The sequence below is a fragment of the Blautia sp. SC05B48 genome (assembly GCF_005848555.1).
Lineage (GTDB): Bacteria > Bacillota > Clostridia > Lachnospirales > Lachnospiraceae > Blautia_A.
On record NZ_CP040518.1, the window covers coordinates 3,136,690 to 3,162,937 of the forward strand.

25 protein-coding genes and 1 pseudogene are annotated in these 26,248 nt (G+C 40.9%); 24 read left to right on the top strand and 2 right to left on the bottom strand.

Translation table 11 applies throughout. The annotated features are described in order from the left end of the window. Window positions 1-15 precede the first annotated feature (15 nt). Together EYS05_RS14590 and EYS05_RS14595 are read left to right on the top strand one after the other, a co-directional pair. Window positions 16-1,020 (top strand): XdhC family protein, encoded by a 1,005-nt coding sequence (locus tag EYS05_RS14590; RefSeq protein WP_138277442.1) that lies wholly within the window; start codon window positions 16-18, stop codon window positions 1,018-1,020. 90 nt (window positions 1,021-1,110) lie between these two features. Next, the gene (locus EYS05_RS14595; RefSeq protein WP_138277443.1) at window positions 1,111-1,638 is read left to right on the top strand and encodes an SH3 domain-containing protein; all 528 of its coding nucleotides are present in this window, start codon (window positions 1,111-1,113) and stop codon (window positions 1,636-1,638) included. Between the two features lie 192 nt (window positions 1,639-1,830). Here the strand turns inward: EYS05_RS14595 and EYS05_RS14600 are convergent, their stop codons facing one another. Further along, a complete protein-coding gene (locus EYS05_RS14600; RefSeq protein WP_015524777.1) occupies window positions 1,831-2,310 on the bottom strand; it encodes an S-ribosylhomocysteine lyase in 480 nt (159 codons plus the stop codon). 670 nt (window positions 2,311-2,980) lie between these two features. Between EYS05_RS14600 and EYS05_RS18225 the strand changes: the two are divergent. The 4 genes and pseudogenes from EYS05_RS18225 to EYS05_RS14620 form a co-directional block, all read left to right on the top strand. Then, a pseudogene (locus EYS05_RS18225) lies at window positions 2,981-3,484 on the top strand (peptidylprolyl isomerase); the annotation flags it as partial. A gap of 14 nt (window positions 3,485-3,498) precedes the next feature. Further along, the gene (gene coaBC / locus EYS05_RS14610; protein WP_138277445.1) at window positions 3,499-4,734 is read left to right on the top strand and encodes a bifunctional phosphopantothenoylcysteine decarboxylase/phosphopantothenate--cysteine ligase CoaBC; all 1,236 of its coding nucleotides are present in this window, start codon (window positions 3,499-3,501) and stop codon (window positions 4,732-4,734) included. Window positions 4,735-4,858: 124 nt separating this feature from the next. Next, window positions 4,859-5,497, top strand: coding sequence for an ECF transporter S component (locus EYS05_RS14615; RefSeq protein WP_118515968.1), 639 nt, complete (start codon window positions 4,859-4,861; stop codon window positions 5,495-5,497). Window positions 5,498-5,516: 19 nt separating this feature from the next. After that, window positions 5,517-6,281, top strand: coding sequence for a type III pantothenate kinase (locus tag EYS05_RS14620; protein WP_138277446.1), 765 nt, complete (start codon window positions 5,517-5,519; stop codon window positions 6,279-6,281). A gap of 57 nt (window positions 6,282-6,338) precedes the next feature. Here EYS05_RS14620 and EYS05_RS14625 read toward each other — a convergent pair whose 3' ends face one another. Further along, a complete protein-coding gene (locus EYS05_RS14625) occupies window positions 6,339-7,235 on the bottom strand; it encodes an RluA family pseudouridine synthase (RefSeq protein ID WP_138277447.1) in 897 nt (298 codons plus the stop codon). A gap of 561 nt (window positions 7,236-7,796) precedes the next feature. On the opposite strand from EYS05_RS14625, the gene EYS05_RS14630 reads away from it, so the two are divergent. The 18 genes from EYS05_RS14630 to cobI all read left to right on the top strand — a co-directional run bounded on the left by EYS05_RS14630 (window position 7,797) and on the right by cobI (window position 26,245). Then, entirely contained in the window at window positions 7,797-8,978 is a 1,182-nt protein-coding gene (locus tag EYS05_RS14630; protein WP_138277448.1) for a zinc ribbon domain-containing protein, read from the top strand. Between the two features lie 271 nt (window positions 8,979-9,249). After that, window positions 9,250-10,359, top strand: a complete 1,110-nt coding sequence (locus EYS05_RS14635; protein ID WP_138277744.1) for a glycosyltransferase family 4 protein — start codon at window positions 9,250-9,252, stop codon at window positions 10,357-10,359. Between the two features lie 39 nt (window positions 10,360-10,398). After that, window positions 10,399-11,580: a radical SAM protein gene (locus EYS05_RS14640; RefSeq protein ID WP_138277449.1), complete on the top strand. Its 1,182-nt coding sequence runs from the start codon at window positions 10,399-10,401 to the stop codon at window positions 11,578-11,580. Beyond that, a complete protein-coding gene (locus tag EYS05_RS14645) occupies window positions 11,552-12,523 on the top strand; it encodes a glycosyltransferase (protein WP_138277450.1) in 972 nt (323 codons plus the stop codon). Before EYS05_RS14640 ends, EYS05_RS14645 begins: the two co-directional genes overlap by 29 nt. 19 nt (window positions 12,524-12,542) lie before the next feature. Beyond that, window positions 12,543-13,394, top strand: coding sequence for a LicD family protein (locus EYS05_RS14650; RefSeq protein WP_138277451.1), 852 nt, complete (start codon window positions 12,543-12,545; stop codon window positions 13,392-13,394). A 24-nt stretch (window positions 13,395-13,418) separates the two neighbouring features. After that, window positions 13,419-14,144, top strand: a complete 726-nt coding sequence (locus EYS05_RS14655) for an IspD/TarI family cytidylyltransferase (protein WP_118368879.1) — start codon at window positions 13,419-13,421, stop codon at window positions 14,142-14,144. Window positions 14,145-14,178: 34 nt separating this feature from the next. Continuing rightward, the gene (locus EYS05_RS14660; RefSeq protein ID WP_118368878.1) at window positions 14,179-15,549 is read left to right on the top strand and encodes an O-antigen polymerase; all 1,371 of its coding nucleotides are present in this window, start codon (window positions 14,179-14,181) and stop codon (window positions 15,547-15,549) included. A 5-nt stretch (window positions 15,550-15,554) separates the two neighbouring features. Continuing rightward, the gene (locus EYS05_RS14665; RefSeq protein ID WP_138277452.1) at window positions 15,555-16,955 is read left to right on the top strand and encodes a hypothetical protein; all 1,401 of its coding nucleotides are present in this window, start codon (window positions 15,555-15,557) and stop codon (window positions 16,953-16,955) included. Continuing rightward, window positions 16,948-17,922 (top strand): NAD-dependent epimerase/dehydratase family protein, encoded by a 975-nt coding sequence (locus EYS05_RS14670; RefSeq protein WP_243119129.1) that lies wholly within the window; start codon window positions 16,948-16,950, stop codon window positions 17,920-17,922. Before EYS05_RS14665 ends, EYS05_RS14670 begins: the two co-directional genes overlap by 8 nt. Before the next feature lie 20 nt (window positions 17,923-17,942). After that, the gene (locus tag EYS05_RS14675) at window positions 17,943-18,941 is read left to right on the top strand and encodes an acyltransferase family protein (RefSeq protein WP_118368875.1); all 999 of its coding nucleotides are present in this window, start codon (window positions 17,943-17,945) and stop codon (window positions 18,939-18,941) included. 391 nt (window positions 18,942-19,332) lie between these two features. After that, a complete protein-coding gene (locus EYS05_RS17395; protein ID WP_158293336.1) occupies window positions 19,333-19,488 on the top strand; it encodes a hypothetical protein in 156 nt (51 codons plus the stop codon). A gap of 190 nt (window positions 19,489-19,678) precedes the next feature. After that, a complete protein-coding gene (gloA2, locus tag EYS05_RS14680) occupies window positions 19,679-20,062 on the top strand; it encodes an SMU1112c/YaeR family gloxylase I-like metalloprotein (RefSeq protein ID WP_138277453.1) in 384 nt (127 codons plus the stop codon). A gap of 17 nt (window positions 20,063-20,079) precedes the next feature. After that, window positions 20,080-20,448, top strand: a complete 369-nt coding sequence (locus EYS05_RS14685; RefSeq protein WP_158293337.1) for a GNAT family N-acetyltransferase — start codon at window positions 20,080-20,082, stop codon at window positions 20,446-20,448. Window positions 20,449-20,512: 64 nt separating this feature from the next. Next, the gene (locus EYS05_RS14690; protein ID WP_138277455.1) at window positions 20,513-20,875 is read left to right on the top strand and encodes a hypothetical protein; all 363 of its coding nucleotides are present in this window, start codon (window positions 20,513-20,515) and stop codon (window positions 20,873-20,875) included. A 177-nt stretch (window positions 20,876-21,052) separates the two neighbouring features. Then, entirely contained in the window at window positions 21,053-22,642 is a 1,590-nt protein-coding gene (locus EYS05_RS14695; RefSeq protein WP_138277456.1) for an AAA family ATPase, read from the top strand. Between the two features lie 217 nt (window positions 22,643-22,859). Then, complete coding sequence (locus EYS05_RS14700) at window positions 22,860-24,200, top strand: MATE family efflux transporter (RefSeq protein WP_138277457.1); 1,341 nt, start codon at window positions 22,860-22,862, stop codon at window positions 24,198-24,200. A 19-nt stretch (window positions 24,201-24,219) separates the two neighbouring features. Continuing rightward, the gene (cbiD, locus tag EYS05_RS14705; protein WP_138277458.1) at window positions 24,220-25,437 is read left to right on the top strand and encodes a cobalt-precorrin-5B (C(1))-methyltransferase CbiD; all 1,218 of its coding nucleotides are present in this window, start codon (window positions 24,220-24,222) and stop codon (window positions 25,435-25,437) included. Between the two features lie 106 nt (window positions 25,438-25,543). Continuing rightward, complete coding sequence (gene cobI / locus EYS05_RS14710) at window positions 25,544-26,245, top strand: precorrin-2 C(20)-methyltransferase (RefSeq protein WP_092069119.1); 702 nt, start codon at window positions 25,544-25,546, stop codon at window positions 26,243-26,245. Window positions 26,246-26,248: the final 3 nt, after the last annotated feature.

The following is a 26,248-nucleotide window of genomic DNA, read 5'->3' on the forward strand; positions in this document are numbered from 1 at the left end:
GAAAGGACACAAGACATGTATCAGACAATATATGATGTGGTAGAAAAAAGAGGGCGTGTAAAAACAGGAATCCTTCTGAACGGAAAGGATGCCGGGCTGAAATATCTTTCGGAAGAAGGCGGCTTTTTTTATCCGGAGGGAGCAGAAAGAAATAAAGAAGCAGAAGAATTCCTGAAGGCTTCCGTGGAAGCAGCCGTGGAAACCGGCGTTGTGAAAAACGGAGATAGGGAGATATTTGTGGAAACCTACGAGAAGAATCCCAGGCTGATCATACTGGGTGGCGGCCATGTTTCTCTTCCGGTAGCAGAGATTGGCAGGATGCTGGGCTTTCATGTAACAGTCATGGATGACCGGGAGGAATTTGTGACGGAGGAAAGATTTCCCATGGCAGATGAGAGGATCTTTGGAGAGTTTGATACCCTGTCCGACAGGATTCCTCCCTATGAAAATGCCTACTATGTAGTGGTGACACGAGGCCATCTGGGAGATTCCGCCTGTGCAAGAGCGATCCTTAAGAGACCCTTTGCATATTTCGGAATGATCGGAAGCAGGACAAAGGTGCGGATCACCAGGGAAAAGCTCCTAAAAGAGGGCTTTACGGAGGAACAGCTGGATCAGATCCATGCCCCCATCGGACTTCCCATCGGAGGACAGATGCCGGCTGAGATCGCCGTGAGCATCATGGCAGAGATCGTGCAGGAAAAGAACCGGCATTTCCGCACCTACTGTGATGAGGAGGTGGAGGCAGCAGTACGCCGCAGGACACCGGGAACCATGGTCACGATCATCGAGAAGAAGGGCTCCTCACCAAGAGGAACTGGGAGCAAGATGTTCGTATTCCGGGACGGAAGCACGGCAGGAAGCATCGGCGGCGGAAAAGTGGAGTTTGAAGCCGGAAAACACGCAGTAAATATCCGAAATACGGAAACAAAGGTTTACGAGCTGGGACAGGGGGCAGGAGATCTGGGAATGATCTGCGGCGGAACTGTCCGGGTGCTTTTTGAGCCGGTAAATATGTGAAAGAACCGGCCAGGACTTGCATAATATTGCAGAATCGTGTATATTGGACGCAGAGAATTTTTACCGGCGTATAAGGAGGAATCAGATAAAATGAAGAAAAAATGTATTATGGCTTTGATAATAGGCGCGGCTTTCCTTGCACAGGGCTGTGGATATGAGGAAGGAACCGATGCAGTGGTAACAGTAGTAGATTCCACACCGACGCCGGAGCCCACAGAGAAGCCGAAGGCAACTGCAACACCTACACCGAAGGCAGCAGCAGATTCCACAGCAGACGGAGCAGCAGCGGCGGCAGACTCCACCACAGCTGGGGCAGCAGATCCCGCAGCACAGACAGCAGCTACGGAGCAGACCCCAAGCGGCATCAACGTACAGGCTCAGGATGCCACCTACTATGCAGTGGAGGGTGTGAATTTACGTTCTGACGCCAATGCAGAGGCAGAGTTTGTGGCAGGTGTCCTTTCCGGAGAATCCCTGAAGTGTACCGGTGTCTGTGACAATGGATGGATCCGTGTGGATTATAATGGCCAGACCTGCTACGCATCCGGCGATTACGTCAGCACAACCCCGCCGGTAGGAGCAGTGGCAGCAGATACTACCGCAGAAGCAGCACAGTAGAGCACAGACTACAGGCTTTTGACCAGATCAGGGAAATCCTGATCCTGCTTTAATTGCAGATATCTCCTTGATATAATAAAAAACAGGCAGCTGTATTCGATGAAATACATCGATACAGGCAGCCTGTTTTTTTGTTTCGGCATATAGTCCGTTCAGAACACAAGGATCATGCCAGCGGATCGTACCCGCAGATCATTCCGGATAAACAAGACGGTCCGGCTTGATATCGTAGAGAACTTCGTTTAGGAATTTCTTTGCCAGATATTTTGCCATGCCAAGGTTCATATCCAGATAATTTCCGCAGTCCTTGGGAGAAGCTCCCGGGATCTCACCCTCAAAATCGCGGATAAATTCAAACATCTCGATCATCAGCGGAACGATATCTCTGGATTCATAATCCCCGTTAAGAAGAAGATAATTTCCGGTACGGCAGCCCATAGGACCCCAGTAAATGACCTTCGGGCCAAACTCCTTATGGTTTCGCAGGAAGGTAGCTGCCAGATGCTCCATGGCGTGAAGCTCGGCTGTGTTCATAACAGGCTCCTCATTGGGAGAAGTCATACGGATATCGAAGGTAGTGATCACCTGATCTCCAACCGGATCCTTACGTGAAACGTATACGCCAGGCTGAAGCTTGATATGGTCAATGGTAAAACTTGTGATCTTTTCCATGTTGATTCCTCACTTTCTTATATGTACGGAGCCCATAATAAGCTCCATACATGATTTTAGCAGAGAACCGGAAGAGATACAAGGCAAAACAAAGGGAATCCTGCACGTTACTGAGAACAAAATGAACAGTAACTCCTGCACCTGGTTCCGTGCAAAGTTGACTTTATGAAAAGATGATGTTAAACTGAGAAAAGCTTACAGGGGGAGAGTGAAAAGCTCACCTGAAAATGCCGGAACAGGCGTTTTCGGGATCTGATAAGGAGGACTTATAAATATGAAACGTAAGGTTTTAGCCGTATTATTTGCGACAGCTCTTACCGCAGGAATGCTTTCCGGATGCGGAAGCACAGACAGTACTTCTGACAAAGCAGACCAGAAGGAAGAATCTCTGGAGAAAGAAACCTCAGAAGGACAGACAGGCGTAGATGAAGAGACAGCAGCCAATGCAGTATCCGAGGAGGAGGCTGAGGCGGCAGGCTTTTCAGACCATGAAGAAAGCGCCGATGATCAGGAGGCTTCCGGTGATGCAGAGGACACCTCACATGAAACCGAAGCTTCTGCAGACAGCTCCGCAGACAGTACAGAGGATACAGACAGCGCAGACGGAGAATTTTCCGATGGTTCCGAGGATGCACAAATGGCAGGAACAACTGTGATCGATACCAGCCAGCAGCTGACAGGAACCCATCATGCTGCCATCACCGTAAAGGACTATGGTGAGATTGATGTAGAGTTGGATGCAGACACTGCACCCATCACAGTCACAAATTTTGTAAAGCTGGTACAGGACAATTATTATGACGGTCTGACCTTCCACCGGATCATTGACGGATTTATGATCCAGGGCGGAGATCCAAACGGAGACGGAACCGGCGGAGCAGAGGACACCATCAAGGGCGAATTTTCCAGCAATGGAGTGAAGAACGATATTTCTCATGTAAGAGGAACCATTTCCATGGCCCGCAGCACAGATCCGGACAGCGCAAGCTCTCAGTTCTTTATCGTACAGTCCGATTCCACACATCTGGATGGCGACTATGCTGCATTTGGACACGTGACCTCCGGGATGGACATTGTAGATCAGATCTGCAAGGATGCCAAGCCGACAGACGGCAACGGAACCATTGCAAAGGACCAGCAGCCGGTGATTGAGAGTATCCGTATGGTTGACTGACAGGAGGGACAGGGATGCTGAAAGGGAAAACAGTGCTTCTTGGCATCACAGGAAGTATTGCTGCGTACAAGATCGCATATCTGACAAGTGCATTACATAAGCTTCATGCAGATGTTCATGTACTGATGACAGAGAATGCAACGAACTTTATCAATCCGATCACATTTGAAACACTGACTGGGAATAAATGCCTGGTGGATACCTTTGACCGGAACTTTCAGTTCCAGGTAGAGCACGTATCCATTGCCAAGAAGGCAGATGTTGTGATGATCGCACCAGCCAGTGCAAACGTGATCGGAAAGCTGGCCAATGGCCTTGCGGATGATATGCTCACCACTACGGTAATGGCCTGCAGATGTCAGAAAATTCTTTCACCGGCCATGAATACCGCCATGTATGAGAATCCCGTGGTACAGGACAATATCCGGAAGCTGAAAACCTACGGATATGAGGTGATCACACCGGCCAGCGGCTACCTGGCATGCGGAGACACCGGAGCCGGAAAAATGCCGGAACCGGAAACCCTTCTGGAATATATCCTGAAGGAAGCCGCCTTCCAGAAAGACCTTGCCGGCAAAAAGCTCCTGGTAACGGCCGGACCTACCCAGGAGGCCATCGACCCGGTCCGCTGTCTCACCAACCATTCATCCGGAAAGATGGGATACGCCATTGCAAAAATGGCCATGCTCAGAGGAGCAGAGGTTACGCTGGTAAGCGGACCTACTGCTATTGAGCCGCCCCTTTTTGTGAAGGTCGTACCTGTGACATCTGCCAGAGATATGTTCGAGGCAGTGACCGGCTTAAGTGATGAACAGGACATCATCATCAAGGCTGCCGCAGTGGCAGACTACCGTCCGAAGCAGGTCAGTGAAGACAAGGTTAAGAAAAAAGACGATCAGGCTTCCATAGAGCTCGAGAGGACAGACGACATTCTGAAATATCTGGGCCAGCACAAAAAGCAGGGCCAGTTCCTCTGCGGATTTTCCATGGAGACCAGAGACATGCTCCGTAATTCCAGAGCCAAGCTTGAGAAGAAAAACCTGGATATGGTGGCAGCCAACAACCTGAAGGTAGAAGGCGCCGGATTCCAGGGAGATACCAATGTCCTGACTCTGATCACACAGGATGAAGAAGTGTCACTCCCGCTTATGAGCAAGGAGGATGCAGCGTTAAAGATCCTGGATCAGATCCTTCTGCTTACCACAAAGGCAGAAGCATATCTACAGAGCCGGTCAGAGAGCCGGTTTTAACAACGAAAAGCGGAACAAAAAGATCACCGCTTTCCATCACCGTATTGTATCCGCAGAAAACGCCGGGAAATGCTGTATTTCCGGAAATATTCACAGAGCGGAACGGTAACAAGGAGGAGAAGAAATGAAAAACAACAAATTTACAACAGCACAGCTTACATTACTCGGCCTGATGGCAGCAATCCTTCTGCTGATGGCCTACACACCACTGGGATATCTGAACATCGGGCCACTGGCCATTTCCTTTAACGTGATCCCGGTAGCCATCAGTGCAGTCGTCCTCGGACCCGTAGGAGGAGCCGTGGCAGGTGCGATCTTCGGCCTGACCAGCTTTCTCCAGTGCATAGGAGTAGGCGGCTCCAGTGCAATGGGAGTTGTGCTTTTCGGTATCAATCCGGTATTTGCCTTTATCCAGCGCTTCATCCCACGTCTTCTGGACGGTATCTGCCTCGGATATATTTTTAAAGGCATGCGAAAGGTCAGCAATACCTATGTGGCATGTGCAGTAACCGGATTCTTTTCCGCATTCCTGAATACACTGTTCTTCATGGCGGCACTTGTAGGACTGTTCGGAAATACCGATTATGTAAAAAATCTGATGGGCGGTCATAACATCATCATCGGCTGCTGTCTCATGGTAGGGATCAACGCAGTATGCGAAATGATTTCCTCCACAGTGATCACAGGAGCAGTGGGAGCCGCACTTTCCAAGGCACATCTGATCCCATCCGCACAGATCAGCCGTGAGAAGACAAAAGCATAAAGACAGGGAAAATAAAATTATGATATTAGCAATTGATATTGGAAATACCAACATAGTCGTGGGCTGCATCGATGACAAAAAAACATATTTCATCGAGAGACTTTCTACCGTAAGAACAAAAACAGAACTGGAATATGCCGTAGACCTGAAAACCTTACTGGAAATCTACCACATCAAAAAGGCAGACATAGAAGGCTGTATCATTTCATCTGTAGTCCCGCAGATCACCAACATTGCCAAGCTGGCAGCAGAAAAGATCCTCAAAAAAGAAGTCATGGTCCTGGGACCAGGAGTAAAAACAGGTCTGAACATCATGATGGACAACCCCGGACAGCTGGGCGCGGATCTTGTGGCAGACGCTGTGGCAGGATTAAATGAATATCCGGTTCCGTTTATTGTGATCGATATGGGAACCGCCACTACAGTTTCGGTTGTCAACAGCAAAAAGCAATACATTGGCGGAATGATCCTTCCTGGCATCGGAATATCCCTGGATGCACTGACAGCCAGAGCATCCCAGCTCAGCGGGATCAGCATTGATGCCCCGAAGCATGTGATCGGGCGCAATACCATCGAATGCATGAAAAGTGGCGTGCTCTACAGCAACGCAGCAGCTATCGACGGGATCATTGACCGGGTGGAAGAAGAACTTGGTGAGAAAACAACCGTGATCGCAACAGGTGGTCTTGCAAAAAAGATCATTTCTCATTGTAAGAAAGAAATCATTCTGGATGAGGACCTTCTGCTCAAAGGACTCCTTGTGATCTACAAAAAAAATAAATAAAAACAACAAAAAAATCAGCTGCCGGTGCAGAAAACACGTACCGGACAGCTGATTTTTTTACTGTGCAAATGCTCTGCGGAAATCCTCAGGCACAGGTGCCAGGAAACACATCGGTTCCCCGGTGATCGGGTGGGCAAATTCCAGCTGGAAGGAATGCAGGGCCTGGCGTCCGATCCGGTCAAAAACCGGATGATACAGAAAATCCCCTGGCAGCGGACAGCCGATATACTTCATATGCACCCGGATCTGATGGGTCCTCCCCGTATCCAGATGCAACTCCACAAGAGCATATCCGTTGTTGACAGCAAGACGCTCATAATGAGTTACAGCAGTCTCCCCACGCTCAAAATTAACCTCCCTTGTGATCACAGAAGCATCCATTCTGGCAACAGGAGCGGAGATCGTCCCCCTTTCCGGTGGGATCCCGTCAGTAAGTGCAAGATAGGTACGCCGGATCTGGCGCTGCTTCATCTGGGCCGAGAGAAGAGCCCCGCTCAGAGGGTTCTTGGCCAGCACCAGCACCCCCGTGGTATCCCTGTCCAGCCGGTTGATGCAACGGTAGACAAAAGCCTTCCCCTGTTGCTTATAATACCAGGCAACACCGTTGGCAAGAGTATTCTCATAGTTCCCCGCAGAGGGATGCACAGGCATATCAGCAGGCTTGTTCAGCACAAGGATATCCTCATCCTCATACAGGATATCCAGAGGCAGCGGCACCGGAATAATGGAAGACTCCGATCCGTCCCCGACTTCCTCCGGAACAAGGATGCGGAGAACATCCCTCTCCCTCAGGATCGTTCTGCCAAAAGCCGGTTCTCCGTTCAGCAGGATCGCATGCTCTGCACGCTTCATAGTCGTCAATATATGTTTGGAAAAACCCTTCTTCCGAAGAAAACCAAGAACATTTTCCCCGGACTCCCCGGTTGAGATCGTATAAGTAATAATTCTCTCCATAGAAAAAAATCCTTTTCTGAAATTTAGCAGGCCAAAAGCCAGATCAGGCGGCCTGCGGGTATAGTATAGCATTTGGGCATGGAAATGTCGATTAGGCATAAAAAAAGAGCTGGTACAAGAGGAAACATCCTTGGACAGCTCGTGGATTATGGGGATTGTGTCGCTTATTATCTTCATAAGTCACAGACCTAAAAAGACATATTTCACAGCCATTTTAAAGGATACCATTGATATTTTCCTTTGTCAAGGCGTGCCAAGGTATGCAGCATGCTAATAATGTCACTTTTTAAGCGAGATATGCAGCATTTATGTATCAAAAAGTGAATAAATCGTCTGAGAATCATCGAAATCTAACATTAGTGGTCACAAAAAGTGGTCACTTTTTTCTTACGCAAATCCGCGTAAAATCAATACTTTTCAGGTATTTTTTCTTTTTTCTTTCCAATGATTAGTGGTCAAAATCGTGGTCAGCTGTGCCAGAAAAGCCAGCATTTAACAGTGTTATAAGTTTTTTTCGCTAATGAAGATATTAAGCGATACCTGACAGCAGAAAGAGATGCCATGAAAACAGGATACAGTATCAAAACATGGAAAATGCGGCTCTTTTGTCCGGAAAAGCAGATGATCGAAACAACAGAAGCCCTGTATCGGGAAGCCGTAGCCTTTTACTATGAGCTCCTGAAAGAAAGAGAAGAACTCTGGGCCGAAAATCTGCTGACCATCCAGGGACATCTGGAAAAGCTTACCGTTCCCGGAAGAGACGGAAGAGAACCAAAGTACATCCCGCCAGGCGGAAAGCTCCCCGTTTACTTTCGGAGATCTGCCATGAACAAAGCTGCAATGGCAGTAAAGACCGCAGCAAGCGCAGAAAGCTTCCCCGAAAAGATCGATGCCAACATCACCTTTTTCAAGGGAATGTACAGAGACCTGACAGACACCTCCGTAGTGCTGAAGCTCTGGAACGGAAAGAAATGGATCTGGGTACCCTGTGGACTTACAGGACGCCCCTTCCCGAAGGAAGCAGCAATCCTGTCACCGACATTGGTCCATGAGGAAAAATGGCTCATGTTCCATGTACCTGTCAAGCAGGAAAACTCCGATGCCCGGACAGCAAAGGAACGAATGCAGGAAGGCGCCAGAGTATGCAGCGTCCGCTTTACCAATACGGACAGCTTTGCAGTATGCACAGTTCTGGATGAAGAATCCAGACAGCTGGCTGTAAAAAACTGCAGAGGCGGAAATGCATACCGACATCATTGCAGAGCTTTGCTGAAAAAAGTAGAAGCATCCAGGGCATTTACCGATAAAGACAACGTCAGTCAGCCAAACAGGAAATATTACATGCATCTCAAGCACCTGAATGAACATTACGCACATCAGGTCAGCAAGGAGATCATGGATTTCTGCAAAGAAAATCAGACCGGGATACTAGTACTGCCGGAGTATGATGAAGATTTTTCCAGGATATCCATGTACAGAAGCGGCAATTATTCGCCTCTTCACTTAAGTATCCGCATCCGGAATTATCTGAAATACAAGGCCTGGGCAGAAGGAATCCTGGTACTTGAGCTGCGCGCCGACGGAACAGAAAAGCAATGTTCCATCTGCGGAGCCACCGGAAAAAAACAAGGCAGTGTATTCATCTGCCAGAACGGCCATCAGGTCAACCGCTTCCTGAACGGCGCCCGAAACCTGGGCCGCAAATGCCAGGAAAGCTTCCGGAAAAACAACAAATCAAGTTAATAAGCGGCAGAAATGCCTCTTATATATAAATGCTGAGCAATCAGCAAGAGAGGAAGCGCCAGTGACGCCTCCTTTCCGGTTGAATACCGCCAGGTGGCCCAACGCAGGCGTCGCCAAAGAACTGTGCCTTGTGGGTGCGGGGTGTATTCGAAGTTATAAGAATGTGAACGTATAGGATTAATTAAAAATATTAGTAAGAAGATGCGAGCATCTTCTGTAAGGATGGAAAGTATTGAGAGAAAAAAAGGTTAAAGAGCCGCTACGGATAGCGATGTTTGGGCATAAGAGAATACCTAGTCGGGAGGGTGGCGTGGAAATTGTTGTCGAAGAACTGTGTACCCGTCTGGTGAGAGACGGACATACAGTTGTTTGTTACAACAGAGCTGGACATCATGTAAGTGGCGCAGAATATGATGCAAAAATTAAAAACCAATATAAGGGGATAAAACTGAAAACAGTTCCCACTATTGAAAAAAAGGGACTGGCAGCAGTTAGTTCTTCTTTTTTTGCGGCTCTATGCTGTGCATTAGGAAGATACGACGTAGTACATATTCATGCTGAAGGACCAGCATTTTTTGCGTGGTTGCCCAAATTATTTGGGAAAAAAGTTGTAGTGACCATACATGGAATCGATTGGCAAAGAGAAAAATGGAAAAATGGATTTGGTTCAAAATTTATCCGTCAGGGAGAACGAAATGCAGTGAAATATGCTGATGAAATAATCGTTCTGAGCAAAGGTGTTCAGGATTATTTTCAGGAAACATATGGTAGAAAAACACATTTTATTCCTAATGGAGTGAATCGTCCAGCTATTAAAAACGCAGAAATCATTACAGAAAAATATGGTCTTACAAAAGATTCATATTTTCTCTTTCTTGGCCGGTTGGTACCTGAGAAGGGGATTCGGTATCTGGTGGAAGCGTTCAAACAGATAAAAACAGATAAGAAACTGGTAATCGCTGGAGGCTCTAGTGATACAGATGAATTTGCCTGCAAACTGAAAGAGTTATCTAAAAGTGACAGTAGGATTATCTTTACTGGATTTGTACAGGGAGAGATATTAGATGAATTATATAGTAATGCATACGTTTATACTCTCCCGTCAGATTTGGAAGGAATGCCGTTAAGTTTGCTAGAAGCAATGAGCTATGGGAATTGTTGCCTGGTTTCGGACATTCCTGAATGTACGGAAGTGGTGGAAAATAAGGCAGTAATTTTCAAGAAATCGAATGTGAGTGAATTAGTTCGTAAGCTTCAAGAGAATTGTGATAATTCAAGAAAAGTTCGGGAATTGAAGAAAGTAGCGTCGAATTTTATTTTAAATAAATATAATTGGGATGATGTAGTTAAGAAAACAGAAATAATATATGAAAATAAATGAAAGCGAAATTTAAAATAAAAAGATTGAGGTATTAAAGGAATGTCTAATAATAGTGAAAAAAAATTAAATGGTACAGTTATTGTTACTTATCGTTGTAATGCACGATGCTCTATGTGTAATCGTTATAAAGCTCCTTCGAAACCGGAGGAAGAAATCAGTATTGAAACTATTAAGAAATTACCCAAGATGTATTTTACAAATATTACGGGTGGAGAGCCATTTATTCGGAGTGATTTGAAGGATATTGTTCGCGAATTGTATAAGAAGTCTGATCGCATTGTTATTTCTACAAATGGATTTTTTACAGATCGTATTGTTGATCTTTGTAAAGAGTTTCCTCAGATTGGTATTCGCATTTCTATTGAAGGATTAGAACAGACCAATAATGAAATTCGTGGTTTGCAGAACGGATATCAGAGAGGCTATAGTACATTAAAAAAACTTCGAGAAATGGGTATGAAAGATGTTGGATTTGGTATGACAGTACAAGATAAAAATGCTTCTGATTTGGTTCCGCTATATAAAATATCTGATGAAATGGGAATGGAGTTTGCAACTGCATCTTTACATAACAGTTTCTATTTTGTAGAAGCTAAAAATATTATTCATAATCGCCCAATGGTTGCAAAAAATTTTGAAAATTTAGTAAATGAGTTGCTTCGTAGCAATAGCCCTAAAAAATGGTTTAGGGCGTATTTTAACCATGGTTTGATTAATTATATTTATGGCCAAAAACGTTTATTACCTTGTGATATGAGTTTTGATACATTTTTCATTGATCCGTATGGTGATGTTATGCCATGCAATGGAACAAAGGATAAAGAAGTTATGGGCAATTTGAATGTTCAGACTTGGAATGAGTTATGGAATAGCCCAGAAGCTGAGTCTGTTAGAAAAAAAGTTCGCCATTGTGATAGAAATTGCTGGATGATTGGATCTGTTTCCCCAGCGATGCACAAATATATTTGGAAACCTGCAATTTGGGTTATCGTTCATAAGTTAAAAGCTCTGTTTTCAAAACATCCATATAGTATGTATGAGAACAAAATTTGTTGTGAATATCGCGATGGAAGGGTGTCAAAAGAGGAACTGGACAAATGTAGTACATGTGATAACAATTGTGTGGTCAATAATGGTTTGAGTGAAGCATCCCAGGAGCAGTTAAAACATAAAAGCGGTGAGGAAATAGTAAATGAAGATATTGCCAAACAGTTTAGATAATAGTGTAGAGAATGTTGCTGTTATAATGTCCACATATAATGGAGAGCGATATATTCGGGAACAAATAGAATCTATTCTAAACCAAAAAAAAGTTTCTGTATTATTGTTTATTAGAGATGATGGATCAAAAGATAATACAAGAAAAATCATAAAAGAATATTGTACAAATTATAGGAATGTTATATGGATTGATGAGCTTAAAAAAGAGAATTTAGGAGTTAGAGATAGTTTTTTGCGTTCGCTTACTTTTGTATATAAGAATTATCCGGATATTCATTATTTTTCATTCTCAGATCAAGATGATTACTGGATGGAGGATAAATTATTTGAGGGCGTATGTAGATTAGAGAAATCAAAAAATACAAAAGGTGCTCTTTATTATACAAATAAAATATTTGTGGATAAAAATCTCAATGAAATAAAAAAAGAAAATATTGTCTACTACAATGATTATATGGAAATATTGTGGCCATCATTAGCTTCAGGATGCACCATGATTTTTAATCGTAGCTTAGTATATTTTACATTGAAAAATTACCCTAAAATAAATTGTATACATGATTCATGGATATATCGACTTGCGAAATGTATAGGCTCAGATATCTATTTTGATGAAAAACCATTAATTTTATATCGGCAGCATGATATGAATGTGTGTGGAATGAAAACAACAATTCTTCACCATGATTTACGATATATGTTGAATAATATGTTTAAAAATATTTTTTCTTCGCGAGAACATATTATTCAAAATTTTGTAAAAGAATTATATCTAGCGAAAGAAGATATGACGTCAGAATCTAAATATTATTCAGAAATAATTATAGATTATAACTATAATATAAAACATAAATTTAAACTTATGTTTATCAAAGGATTTTCGAAACGAAAAATAAAAACGCGCATGGTATGGATTTATAAAGTTATATTTAATATGATTTAATAGAAAAGAGGAATGTTTGATGAAACAGAAAAATAATTTTCAAATACAAGAAATTTTTAATGAAGATTTGAAAATATTACAGTCATGTGAATTAGAAAATTTTAAACTTTTTAAAAAAATATGTGATGACAATAATCTTAGATATTATATGATAGGGGGAACATTAATCGGTGTAGTTAGACATAATGGTTTTATACCATGGGATGACGATATTGATATTGGTTTGCCAAGACCGGATTACAATAAATTTTTGGAAATTGCACCTAAGTATCTACCTGAATATATGGAGATTGTAACAAAATCTTCAGATCCTAATTTCAAATGTTATTTTACAAGAATGATTAATAACAAAAAGAAAATATATTGGGATCAGGGAGGGTACAAAGCAAAAATAGGTGTTTGGATGGATGTTTTTCCTATAGATGGCTTGCCAGATAATAGAATTTTAAGAAAACTACAAGTTTTTAAAGTGCTTTGGTGGAAAATGCTATATAAGTTTACACAAATTGATTATGTAATGACCAACCGTGAACGAAGCAAAATGGAATGGTTAATAATTAAGTTTGCACAAATTACTCATATTGGAAAAATACTTTCGGCTGAAAAAACATTAGATAAATTAGATAAACAACTTCAGAAATATGACTTTGATAAGGTGAATTATGCATGGAATTTTTCAGGTGGACATGGTTTAAAAGAAATAATGCCGAAACGCTTATGGGATGGAAAACGAACAGGACTATTTGAAGGACTTAAAGTATCAATTCCGGAAAATACAGAGGAACATCTTTCATATATTTTTGGGGATTATATGACTCTTCCTCCGGAAAATGAGAGGGTAACTCATTCAATTCAATTTGTCGAGGATTAAAAAAGTAATTCGAGGAGAAATAAAATGAATATTGGAGTGATTTTTGCAGGTGGAGTAGGAAGCCGTATGCATAGTAAAGATCGACCGAAACAATTTCTTGATATTTATAATAAGCCAATAATAGTTCACACAATTGAACATTTTCAGAATAGTGAAGATATAGATTCAATAGTTGTTGTTTGCATTGAAGGATGGATCGATTATATGAATCAACTTGTTTATCAATATAGATTAAATAAGGTGAAGAAAATTGTTCCAGGCGGAAAAACAGGACAACTATCTATTTATAATGGATTGATTGCTGCACAAGAAATTGCAAGAGATGAAGAGAATATTGTGCTTATTCACGATGGTGTAAGACCGTTGATCAATGAGGAATTGATAAAAAGAAATATTCAAGATGTTAAAGATTATGGAAGCTCAATTACAAGTGGGATAGTAAAAGAAACTATTGTTGAAATATATGATAACAACGATATAAAATTAGTTCCGGATCGTGCACACTCTCGAGTAGCAAAAGCTCCTCAGTGTTTTTGGCTGAAAGATATACTAAGCGCACATAAAAAGGCAATGAATGAACAAAGTTTTAATTTTATTGATTCATGTAGTATGATGAAATATTATGGATATAAACTCCATATGACAGATGGACCATATGAAAACATAAAAATTACTACGCCCGATGACTTTTATATGATGAGAGCAGTTTTGCAAGCTAAAGAAGATGCTCAGTTATATACACCTTATTAAAACGGTGATTAATTCAAAATAAGGAGTTGAAACGATGCTTTATTTATTGCTTTTATTTCTGATATTATTAATGTTATTGACGTTAATGATATTAGATAAAGATATATTTTCTCCATCATTTATAGTTTGTGCTGTTTTTTTTCTGAGCACGCTAGGATGTATTGTTAACGCTAGGTACTGGAAAACTGAAATAAGTATGGCAACAATATTAGTAATTGTTGGTGGATGTCTGGTTTTTTCTGTTATAGGTATAGTATGTAATAGTTGTTGTAAAAACATTTATGGGAAAAGAAATGCAAATGAAATATTTGAATTAAAACTAATAAAAGTTGATAATTGGAAAATCGTATTGATTTTATTAGTAAATTTAGTATTGATTTATTTACAGATAAAATTTGTAAATAATGTCATTGCAATGGCTTCTTCGAAATCCCTTTTATCGTGGGGAATGAAGATGGAATACTATAGAAATATAGTAAGTTATGACTCCTCAAATCTTCATATAGTTATTCCTTCTTATATAAATATTTTAAATAAAGCATCTATGATTCTTTCTTATATATTTGTATATATATGTGTTAATAATTTTTTAGTAAAAAAAGACTTTAAACTAATAAAAAGGTTTAATGTTATGGAAATGTTGCCAGTTATAGCGTACATATTATTTAACTTAGTATGCTCATCCAGGGGAGCTATTCTTCAAATATTTATAGCAACTATGGTCATGTATCATTTACTTTACCATAAACAAAATGGATGGAATAAACACTATAATATAAAAGCTTTAGTCAAAATAGTAGTAATTGCAACAGTTTTACTTATCATATTTGTGGAATTGAGAGATATTGTTGGAAGAAATTACTCAGAAACAGCCAAAAGTCCATTGTATTATATATGTTGCTATATTGGAGGGTCTATCCATTTATTAGATGATTTTATTAAAAAACCTATAGATGGATCTCAAATATGGGGAAAAGAAACATTTTATTCTATTATTCGATTCATTGGACAAAGATTTAATATTAAAGATTGGATATATATTTCGCATCTTGAATTTAGATATTCGAATGGCCTGAATGTTGGAAATATATATACAGCTTTTAGAAAGTATATTTATGATTTTGGGTACTTTGGTGTGATTTGGTGTACTGCGCTTGTTTCATTTATATATAATCAAATATATTACACCATAAAATATAGTAAAAAAAGAAGTGTATTGTATGATATTTCTATTATATTTTTTGGATATATTGCTTATGGATATTTTTATATGTCAATACAGGAGCAACCACTATCTGCCATTCTTTGTACAACTACTATTATTATGCCTATATTATTTATGTTGGTTGTTTATTGTTTGAAATTAAAAGTTAGATTTTTAAAAATTAGATTTTGTAGGAGATGAAAAAAATGAAAAAAGGATTAGCACAAGTCCTTTTTGCAAATATTATTTTTTTACTTGTTGGAATTGTAAGTAATTTTTTATTACCTAAATATTTATCTATAGAATCGTATTCGTATATAAAAACGTATGCTTTATATATTTCTTATGCCGGTTTTTTCCATTTAGGATACAATGATGGAATGTACTTAAAATATGGTGGAAAAAAAATAGAAAATATATCAAAAAAGGATTTAAGTACAAATTTTTTGAATTATATTTTTGTACTATTGATTGCATCAATTGGTTTAGTAATATTTGGTGGAATAAGAAAGAGTTTCATAATGTATGCTTTTGCGGTTGGAGTATTTGCTACAAATTTCATAGGATATTTTAAAAGTTTCGCCCAGGCAACTGGGGAGTATAATTTATATGGAAAAGCATTAAATTATGAAAAAATTCTAGTCTTGATATTTGATCTTTTGCTCATTTTTCTGTGTAATACAGATAATTATAAACTCTATTTAAGCGTTCAAGTTTTGGCAAGTATAATTATAGCTGTCATTTTATGTTATGGAGTCAGTAGAAAAACTGGGATATTAAAAGGTGGAAAATTCTCTATTTCGGAAATAATAATTAATATCAGGCAAGGATTTATTTTGATGTTAGGGAATTTTTCAAGTTCTATATTTACAGGAATGGATCGTTGGTTTGTAAAAATATTGATGAATTCATTTTATTTTGCACAATATTCATTTGCGGTAAGTGTTGAACAGATTATCAATGTCTTTATTACACCAATTACTGTATCCATGTATAACTATTTTTGTAGAGAAACGAATATAGATAATATCAAAAAAATCAAAAAATTTGTATTAATTTGGGGTTGTTTGATTATTGGAGGCGCATTTCCATTAAAGTTCATTATTGAATGGATTTTACCCAAATATAAAGAAAGTTCAGGATTAATATTTATTTTATTTGCGGCACATGCATTTTATACCGTTATAAAGGGTATTTATGTCAATTATTATAAATCAAAATTATTACAAAAAATATATTTTTGGCAATTAAGTGGAATGACAGTAGTTGCTTTTGTGACGAATTGCATAGCATATTATTTGCTTAAATCTATGTATTCATTTGCTTTTGCAACTTTATTAACAGCACTGTTGTGGTATATTGTATGTGAAATTTTAACTAAAGAATTACGAGCGGATATTAGAGAAAATATTGCATTTGCTTTAATGGTATCCATGTATTTGGTATGTGGATTAAAAATGAGTGCAATTATAGGATGTATTTGTTATGTAATTGCATTTGGTCTTATTTTGATTTTTTTAATGAGAGATACATTAATGGAGATTATAAAAGAAATTAAAATGATATGTAATAAATTACTTAAAAAAAAGGAAAATGGATATGAATGATTTAAAAGAAAAGACAATATTAATAACAGGTGCAACGGGGCTTATTGGACAAGCAGTAATAAAAGAACTTTTAAAAACAAATAATCATATAAAAATTATTGCTTTGGTAAGAAATAAGGAAAAAGCATATCAAATATTAGGAAAAGAAACAGAAAATCTTGAATTTTATTTTGGAAATGTTGAAACAATTACTCCTCAAAAAATGAATGTTGATTATATCATTCATGCTGCTAGTCAAACATCAAGTAAATTATTTGTTGCAAATCCAGTTGAAACATCTTTGACAGCGCTTATTGGAACAAAAAATATGCTTGATATTGCAAGACTTAGCTCTGTTGAGGGATTTGTATATCTATCAAGTATGGAGGTATACGGAGCACCAACAACTGATGACAAAATATTTGAAAATTACAATACAAATATAGATACAATGAAAGTTCGCTCATGTTATCCTGAAAGCAAAAGAATGTGTGAAAATTTATGTGTATCTTATGCATCAGAATATAATGTGCCAGCAAAGGTAATTAGGCTTACGCAAACTTTTGGACCCGGTGTAAGATATGATGATGGAAGAGTTTTTGCTGAATTTGCAAGATGCGTTATAGAGAAAAAAGATATTATTCTTAATACTAAAGGTGAAACTAAGCGGAGCTATTTGTATACAGAAGATGCAGCAAAAGCTATTTTGACTATTTTGAAAGAGGGAATTGCTGGCGAGGCATATAATGTGGCAAATGAAGATACGTATTGTTCTATTTATGAAATGGCACTGTTAGTTGCTCAAAAATGTGCGCATAACAATATTTCAGTAAGAATTAAAGAAAATATGAATGAAAATTTGGGATATGCGCCAGTTCTCCATATGAATCTGGATACGTCAAAAATCAGGAAACTCGGATGGAAGCCTTTATATGGCCTTGAAGAAATGTTCAAAAAAATGATTGATTCGATGAAAACATTGATTTAAGATGCAGGGAAAAATAATAAATGAACAAAAAGGCAAGAATTATTGAATTAGATTATTTAAAAGGAATAGGAATTTTTTTAGTGGTATTAGGACACACTATTTTACTTCAGAATGCGTTATCTACAAAGTATGTAATTTTGGCTAGATTTATTTATTCTTTTCATATGCCACTTTTTTTCATAGCAAGTGGTATTATTTCTGGTTTACAAAGAAATTTACAATGTAATATAGTCAAAACAGCTAAAAAACTTCTGATTCCTTATTTTTTCTGGAGCTTTGTATATATAATTTTGTTTGCAATACAAAACAAGGTTTCATTATTGGAAAGAGTATATGCAACAATAACATGTCGTGGAATTGCACCACTTTGGTTTCTTGCAACACTGTTTGTAACTAAGATCTTTCTTTCTGAATATGAAAAAAGAATAGAAAACTTCATTACTTCAAAAGTAAAGAGACAAATATTATTGATTCTTATTTGCTTGGTATTAGCATTAGCTTTAAAAGTGCTTGTAAAAAATATACAAAGCCCGATTATATGCTATCCAATAATATCAGTTGCCAGAGTGTTTCTAGCTACAATATTTGAGTCAATGGGATATTTAATAGGACTAAATTGGAAAAGTATATGTCAGTATAAAAAAGCCTTTTTTATGATATCAGGGTTATGTTTTTTTATAGTGCAAAGCATAACACAAAATACTGTTAATATGCATACATATACTTTTGATTCTTTAGTAATTTTTATTATTACTGGTTTAACGGGGACATTATTTTTATTAGAAACTTGTTTAATGCTACCAAGAAACATTAAAGTTTTAAGTGAAATTGGAAAATCTTCTATGGATATTATGATTTTGCATTATCCACCTATGCCAATTTTGAAGGTATGTATAATAGTCGGTACATTATTGAAAAATGATGTAGCAATTGTCCTGATTACTATAATGGCGCTTTTTATTACATTCGAAATTCATAAATTATTCTTGGAACCTATACGAAAAAGATATTTATTATGAAATTGAGAGGAATTCCATGTAAATATATAAGTGCCTCAAAACCTTGTGTAGTGACTAATGCATTTCTTCCTGTTTACTGTAAAAACATGATATTAATGAGGTAATGCTTATGACCAGAACAAATCAAGAATCAGTAGCAACTTTTGGAGAGTTCCTTTGATCTACACCTTAGACTTATTCCTGGGCTTAACAGAATCGTACCATATTCAACGATAATCGACTTTCAATCTTAATATATATATGCCAGAAGATTTTAACTCTGCTACATTCAGAAACTTTTGTAGATACTAAAACAGTTATGATGCGGCGTATTGCAGAAGGATTCACCCGAATCCTTTTTTCTGTGAAGCAAAGGGTTTCTGAAAATAGACTCTAGGAGATTGAGGATCAGGTGAACTTCACTGTGTATGTACCGAAGGTAGATGAGCATTTTGTGGGCAGTCTGGCAGTTATTCCTCTGCAGCTTCTGGGTTATTATGTTTCTGTTGCTAAGGGTCTGGATGTCGATAAGCCGAGAAATCTTGCAAAGAGTGTTACAGTGGAGTAAAAAATACGTGTACAAGGCTGATTTATTTGCAGATTTGTGATATACTAAAATGCGAGTGAAAGACTGAAATAAAAATAATGCCGTGTGTGAAACACATGCTCCTTCAGAGCCAAAGCACACACGGTATATTTTAAATACCGCTATATAGTTTATAACGAAAATAAGACAAACTAAAAAGGAGTACAAAAAAATGAACTTATCTAAAATACACCACATCGCCATCATCGTATCCAACTACGAAGCCGCCAAAGATTTCTACGTAAACAAGCTTGGCTTCTCCGTTATCAGAGAAAACTATCGTTCAGAGCGCAGGGACTGGAAGCTGGATCTACGTGTGGATGAGCATGCGGAGCTGGAGATTTTTGCAGAACCAAATCCACCGAAGCGGGTGAGCCGTCCGGAGGCTTGTGGCCTGCGTCATCTTGCTTTCTGTGTGGAGAGTGTGGAGCAGACGGTGAAAGAACTGGCGGAGGTCGGAATTGAATGTGAGCCGATCCGTGTGGATGATTTTACCGGTAAGAAGATGACGTTTTTTCATGACCCGGACGGATTGCCACTGGAGCTGCATGAGTAAGGGGGATGGAACAAATAATGTTTCGTAAAGCAGTAAAAGATGATTTTGACAACATAAAATCTCTGTACTGGGAGCTGATCGACCAGGAGCAGGGTGATCCATCGTTTCCACATTGGAAGAAGGGTATCCATCCTTCTGATGAAATGCTACGTAACAGTATTGGTAAGGAAGAGCTGTATGTTCTGGCAGATGGCAGCGAGATTGCGGCCTGTGCGATAGTTAATGATGAAAAGGTGGATGGCTACGCAGATGTGCCGTGGCAGATCGATTCGGATGAGGTTATGGTCGTTCATGTTCTGGCAGTGCATCCGGAGCAGCGTGGTAAGGGTCTGGCCCGGAATTTGATGGAGCACATTGTAGAATCGGAAAGAAAAGCCGGAGTATGATGCCGGGAAGATCCTTAAGGAACTGATGAATCCGTCTGTTGTGCTTTATGAAGAGGGGATGTCTTTGCAGGCCATTGCTGATGAGCTGGGTCTGAACCCGATCAAGGTTCGGAAGCTGCTTATCACGGCTGGTGTGTATGCATCGGATGTGGCGGAGAAGGTGCAGGAAACCTTTGATGATTTCAGAAAAACACAGGATCATAAAGCTGCTGTCCTTTCAACTGCAAATGCTCTTGGCCTGTCCAGGTCCTCTGTTACCTCATATCTTCCGTACAAAAAGGGTGTGTATTTTCCATGCACAGCACCGACAGATAAGATCAGTGTTGGAGCCGAGCGGCAGCGGAGGTACAGAGCGATGAAGCGTTGGAGGAATGCCCCAACAGAAGAAGGATCAGCAGATGTTCGTATAACAGCGAGATCAAAATGAAATAATGGTTGACAGAACCGGGAAAGAGCGTACTGTTCGAGTGGGATTTGCATATGTTGCACAAAGTAAAACAGCCATCAACTTGTTATTTGCTCTGTGAAATGATAAAATCAAAATAAAACAGGTGAGTTGTAACCTCGTGCTTGAGGAACAGCTTCAGAAAGGAGTCTGAAAAGCATGGGAAGATTTGTGAACCCGGACAACAGTGCATTTCAGGTTGCCCTTAACTCCAGAATATATGTGGATAAGACTGGCCTGATCGAGTACACAAACAGTGTTCTTGATACAACAAATGCCTATATCTGCAATAGTCGGCCGCGTCGGTTCGGAAAATCTTATGCGGCTAATATGTTGGCTGCGTATTATAGTAAAGGCGCAGATTCTGAGCAGATGTTTTCTGGATTGCAGATAAGCAGGGCGGCCGACTTTAAAAAGCATCTTAACAAGTATGATGTGATCCATATCGATATTCAGTGGTTTCTGGCAAACTGTGATGATGCGGATAATATAGTGAAGCATGTCACGGAGGCGGTTCTGGATGAATTGCGGGAAGTTTATCCGGATGTTCTGCCACTTGAAGTATCTGGCTTGCCGGATGCACTTTCAAGAATCAAAGATAAGGTGGGACAGAAGTTTATCGTCATCATTGATGAATGGGACGTACTGATTCGTGATGAGGCGGCCAATAAAAAAGCACAGGAAGATTATATAAATTTCCTGCGAGGAATGTTCAAAGGAATAGAACCTACAAAGTATATTCAACTGGCGTACCTTACAGGTATTCTTCCCATAAAGAAGGAAAAAACACAGTCAGCTCTGAATAACTTTGATGAGTTTTCTATGCTGAGCCCAGGCAGTCTCGCACCGTATGTCGGTTTTACTGAGAATGAAGTGCAGAAACTGGCAGAAGAATATCATCAGGATTTTGATGAGGTAAAGCGTTGGTATGATGGATATCTGCTGAATGGTCATCAGGTTTATAATCCTCGAGCAGTTGTTGGCGTGATGCTTCGGGGAGAATTCAAGAGCTATTGGTCAGAAACAGCTTCTTATGATGCCATTGTTCCGCTGATCAACATGAATTATGGCGGCTTGAAAACAGCTATTATTGAAATGATCTCTGGCGCAGAGGTTAAAGTAAACACAGCAACCTTTAAGAACGATACGGTAAGCATCAAAAGTAAGGATGATGTGTTAACATACATGATTCACCTGGGTTATTTTGGATATAACCCCAAATTAAAGACTGCCTTTGTGCCGAATGAAGAGATTCGACAAGAACTTACAGCTGCTGTTGAAAGTAAGCAGTGGAATGAGATGCTGGAATTCCAGAAAAATTCGGAACATTTACTTGATGCTACGTTGGACATGGATGGAGTAGAAGTTGCTGCACAGATTGAAAAAATCCACAACGAGTATGCGTCTTCCATTCAATATAACAATGAGAATTCACTGAGCAGTGTTTTGGCAATTGCATATTTAAGTGCAATGCAGTACTATTTTAAACCTGTCCGGGAACTGCCGACAGGCCGTGGATTTGCTGATTTTGTGTTTATCCCAAAGATAGAGTACTGTTCATCTTATCCGGCGTTGATCGTAGAGCTGAAGTGGAATCAAAATGCCCAGACTGCCGTGATGCAGATTAAAGATAAAAAATATCCTTCTTCAATTCTGGATTACACAGGTGAAATCCTGCTTGTTGGGATCAACTATGATAAAACCAGTAAGGAACATCAATGTTTGATCGAAAAATATGAAAAAGAGTGACTTTGGAACATAATTGTATAATAAAAAAACACAAAATAGAAAGACTGCCGCAGGTTTCGCGCCTGCGGCATTTTGCAGTTTGTACAAAAAACACAGAAAATATATTGGAAAAAGAGCGGGAAAAGGGTATAATGTCAGAGAAAGTGTGATTGATAAAATACAGACGTTTTTTTTCTGCTTTGTCAGGTCATAAATAAGTGAGGCGGGGGATGTAACAATGGAACAGCAGCATATGTTTACCAATCGGATGATCCGTAATCTTCTGGTGCCGGTAGTGCTGGAACAGATTTTGAATTCGATAATGGGAACCGCAGATACCATGATGGTCAGCAATGTGGGATCTGCGGCTCTTTCTGCGGTATCGCTGGTGGATTCCATCAATGTGCTTCTGATCCAGGCTTTTTCGGCGCTGGCAGCGGGAGGCGCCATTGTCTGCGCCCAGTATATCGGACAGAGGAATTATGAGAAGGCGAACATGTCTGCCAGGCAGGTGCTTTTTATCATCACAGCGATCTCTGTAGTGGTGTCTGCAGTCTGTCTGATCTTTCAGAAGCCGCTTTTGAGGCTGATCTTCGGTGCAGTGGATGCGGATGTTATGCGTGCATCGGAAACCTATTTCTTTTTTACGGCATTGTCATTCCCCTTTATTGCGGCTTATGATTCTGCGGCTTCGATCTTTCGTGCCCAGGAGAATACCAAGGGGCCTATGACGATCTCCATGATCTCCAATATTATGAACATTGGCGGAAATGCGGTTCTGATCTGGGTTTTCCACCTTGGTGTTGCAGGAGCGGCGATCTCCACACTGGTTTCCCGTATTTTCTGTGCAGTGGTTGTTCTCTGGCAGCTGCGTAAGGATCGCCAGCCTGTCGTTGTGAAGGATTATCTGAAGATCCGTCCGGACTGGAGCATGATCGGACGTATTCTGGGACTTGGGATCCCTTCGGGAATTGAGAACAGCATGTTTCAGCTTGGAAAACTTGCCATCCAGTCTACGGTTTCCACACTGGGAACAGCAGCTATCGCAGCGCAGGCAATGACCAATATCCTTGAGAACCTGAATGGTATCGCAGCCATCGGAGTAGGTGTGGGCCTGATGACTATCGTAGGCCAGTGTCTTGGTGCCGGTCGAAAGGATGAGGCGGTCTATTACATAAAAAAACTCTGCGTCATTGCAGAGGCAGTTATTATCGTAAGCTGTCTGAGTGTGTATGCTTTGGTCAGACCAGTGACGATCCTTGGCGGAATGGAGAGTACCAGTGCGGAAATGTGCATCCACATGATGACATGGATCACCATCGTAAAGCCTGTGGTATGGACAATGGCGTTCGTGCCTGGGTATGGTCTTCGTGCAGCCGGTGATGTGAAGTTTTCCATGATCACCTCCTGCTGTACCATGTGGGCGTGCAGGTTCTGTCTCTGTGTTTTCCTGATCCGTGTCCTGGGCTTCGGGCCTATGGGTGTCTGGATCGGAATGTTTGCGGACTGGACTGTTCGTGGGATTATTTTCACCTGGCGTTTCCACAGCCGCAAATGGCTGGAGCACAAGGTAATTTAAAAAGGAGGGCGTCGCATATATGAAGAACGGACTGGAAGACCAGTATGTCATAAAAAACAACAAGCGCCTCCGCTACGGCTACACAACAGGCTCCTGTGCAGCCGGGGCAGCCAGGGGTGCAGTCCGGATGCTGCTTTCGGGAGAGTCTCTTTCAGAGGTAGAGCTTGATACCCCGAAGGGGATCACCCTTACATTACAGCTTCACGATATTACCCGGGGCGAAACGTATGTCTCCTGTGCTGTACAGAAGGATGCAGGTGATGATCCGGATACCACCAACGGGATCCTGGTCTATGTAAAAGCGGAGAAGTTTTCTATTTCAGCGTCAGAACAGGCCGGGCAGCAGCGGAAAACAGAGAACTCCCGGCCTCAGATCATCCTGGACGGAGGGATCGGGGTGGGTCGTGTCACCAAGCCGGGACTTTCCCAGAAAGTGGGCGAGGCGGCGATCAATCCGGTTCCCAGAGCTATGATCCTGCGGGAGGCCGAAGAGGCAGCCCAGGAATATGACTACGAGGGCGGTCTGAAGCTTACCGTATCCGTTCCCCAGGGGGAGGAGATCGCCAAAAAAACCTTTAATCCCCGTCTTGGCATTCTTGGCGGGATCTCCATACTTGGAACCAGCGGGATCGTAGAGCCCATGAGTGAGAAGGCTCTGATCGAAAGCATCCATGTGGAGATGAAGCAGCATTTCTGCCAGGGAGAAGATTTTATCCTGGTGACACCGGGGAATTACGGTGCGGATTATCTCAGGGAGCATATGTCCATTCCCTTTGAGAACAATATCAAGTGTAGCAATTATGTAGGAGAGACCATTGACATGGCCATTGATATGGGCGTAAAGGGCATTCTTTTTGTGGCTCATATCGGTAAGTTTGTAAAGGTTGCCGCCGGGATCATGAATACCCATTCCCACTGTGCTGACGGAAGGATGGAGGTTCTCTGTGCAAGTGCCATCCGTGCAGGGGGCTCTCTGGAATGTGCCAGAGAGATCCTGGAGGCGGGGACTACCGATGAGGCGCTGGCTGTTCTTGACAGCTATGGTATCCTGAAAGAGACTATGGCTGTGGTCATGGAGAAGATCCAGTTTTATCTGGACCACAGGTCCTATGAGCAGATCCTTTTGGGCGCTGTGGTGTTTTCCAATGTATACGGACTGCTGGGGCAGACTCGGGATGCAGAAGAGCTGATCCATAAGATACAGGAGCAGGCAGTCCGGGTGGATGATATTTCATGACAGGCCCCCCGGTCCGGATGGAATCTTTAAAGAGCAGGAAAAAATTTGATAAAAATAACAGACAGGTTTTATCCTGTTTGGAAAATATAGCTAGGAGGAAAGAAATATGGCAGGTAAATTATATGGTGTAGGTGTAGGACCGGGAGATCCGGAGCTTCTTACCTTAAAAGCACTTCGTCTTGTAAAGGAGGCAGAGGTGATCGCGCTTCCGGGACAGGTTCCGGAGGATACGGTAGCATTTAAGATCGTGGAGGGTGCTTATCCGGAGCTTGGAAAGAAGGAGCTTCTTGCAGTTCCTTTTCCAATGTCCAAGGATCCTGAGGTGCTGAAAAGCTATCATGATGCAGGAGCAGAAAAAGTCAAGGCTGTCCTGGACCAGGGTAAAGACGTGGTATTTCTCACACTGGGAGATCCTACCGTGTATTCCACATATCTCTATATTCATCACAGACTTGTGGCTCAGGGCTATGAGACGGAGATCGTCTGTGGGATCACATCCTTCTGTGCAGTTTCCGCACGTCTGAATACCGGACTTGTGGAGAAGGCAGAGCCTCTTCACGTGATCCCGGCTTCCTATCAGATCGAGGATGCGCTGAAGCTTTCCGGCACCAAGGTCCTTATGAAGGCCGGAAAGAAAATGAAGGATGTGAAGGCGGAGCTTCTTTCCCAGGGGGCAGAGGCTATGATGATCGAAAACTGCGGAATGCCGGACGAAAAGATCTACCGGACCGTGGAGGAGATCCCTGAGGATGCAGGATATTATTCCCTGATCATTATCAAAGAAAATAAAGACAGAAGAGAGGAATAGATT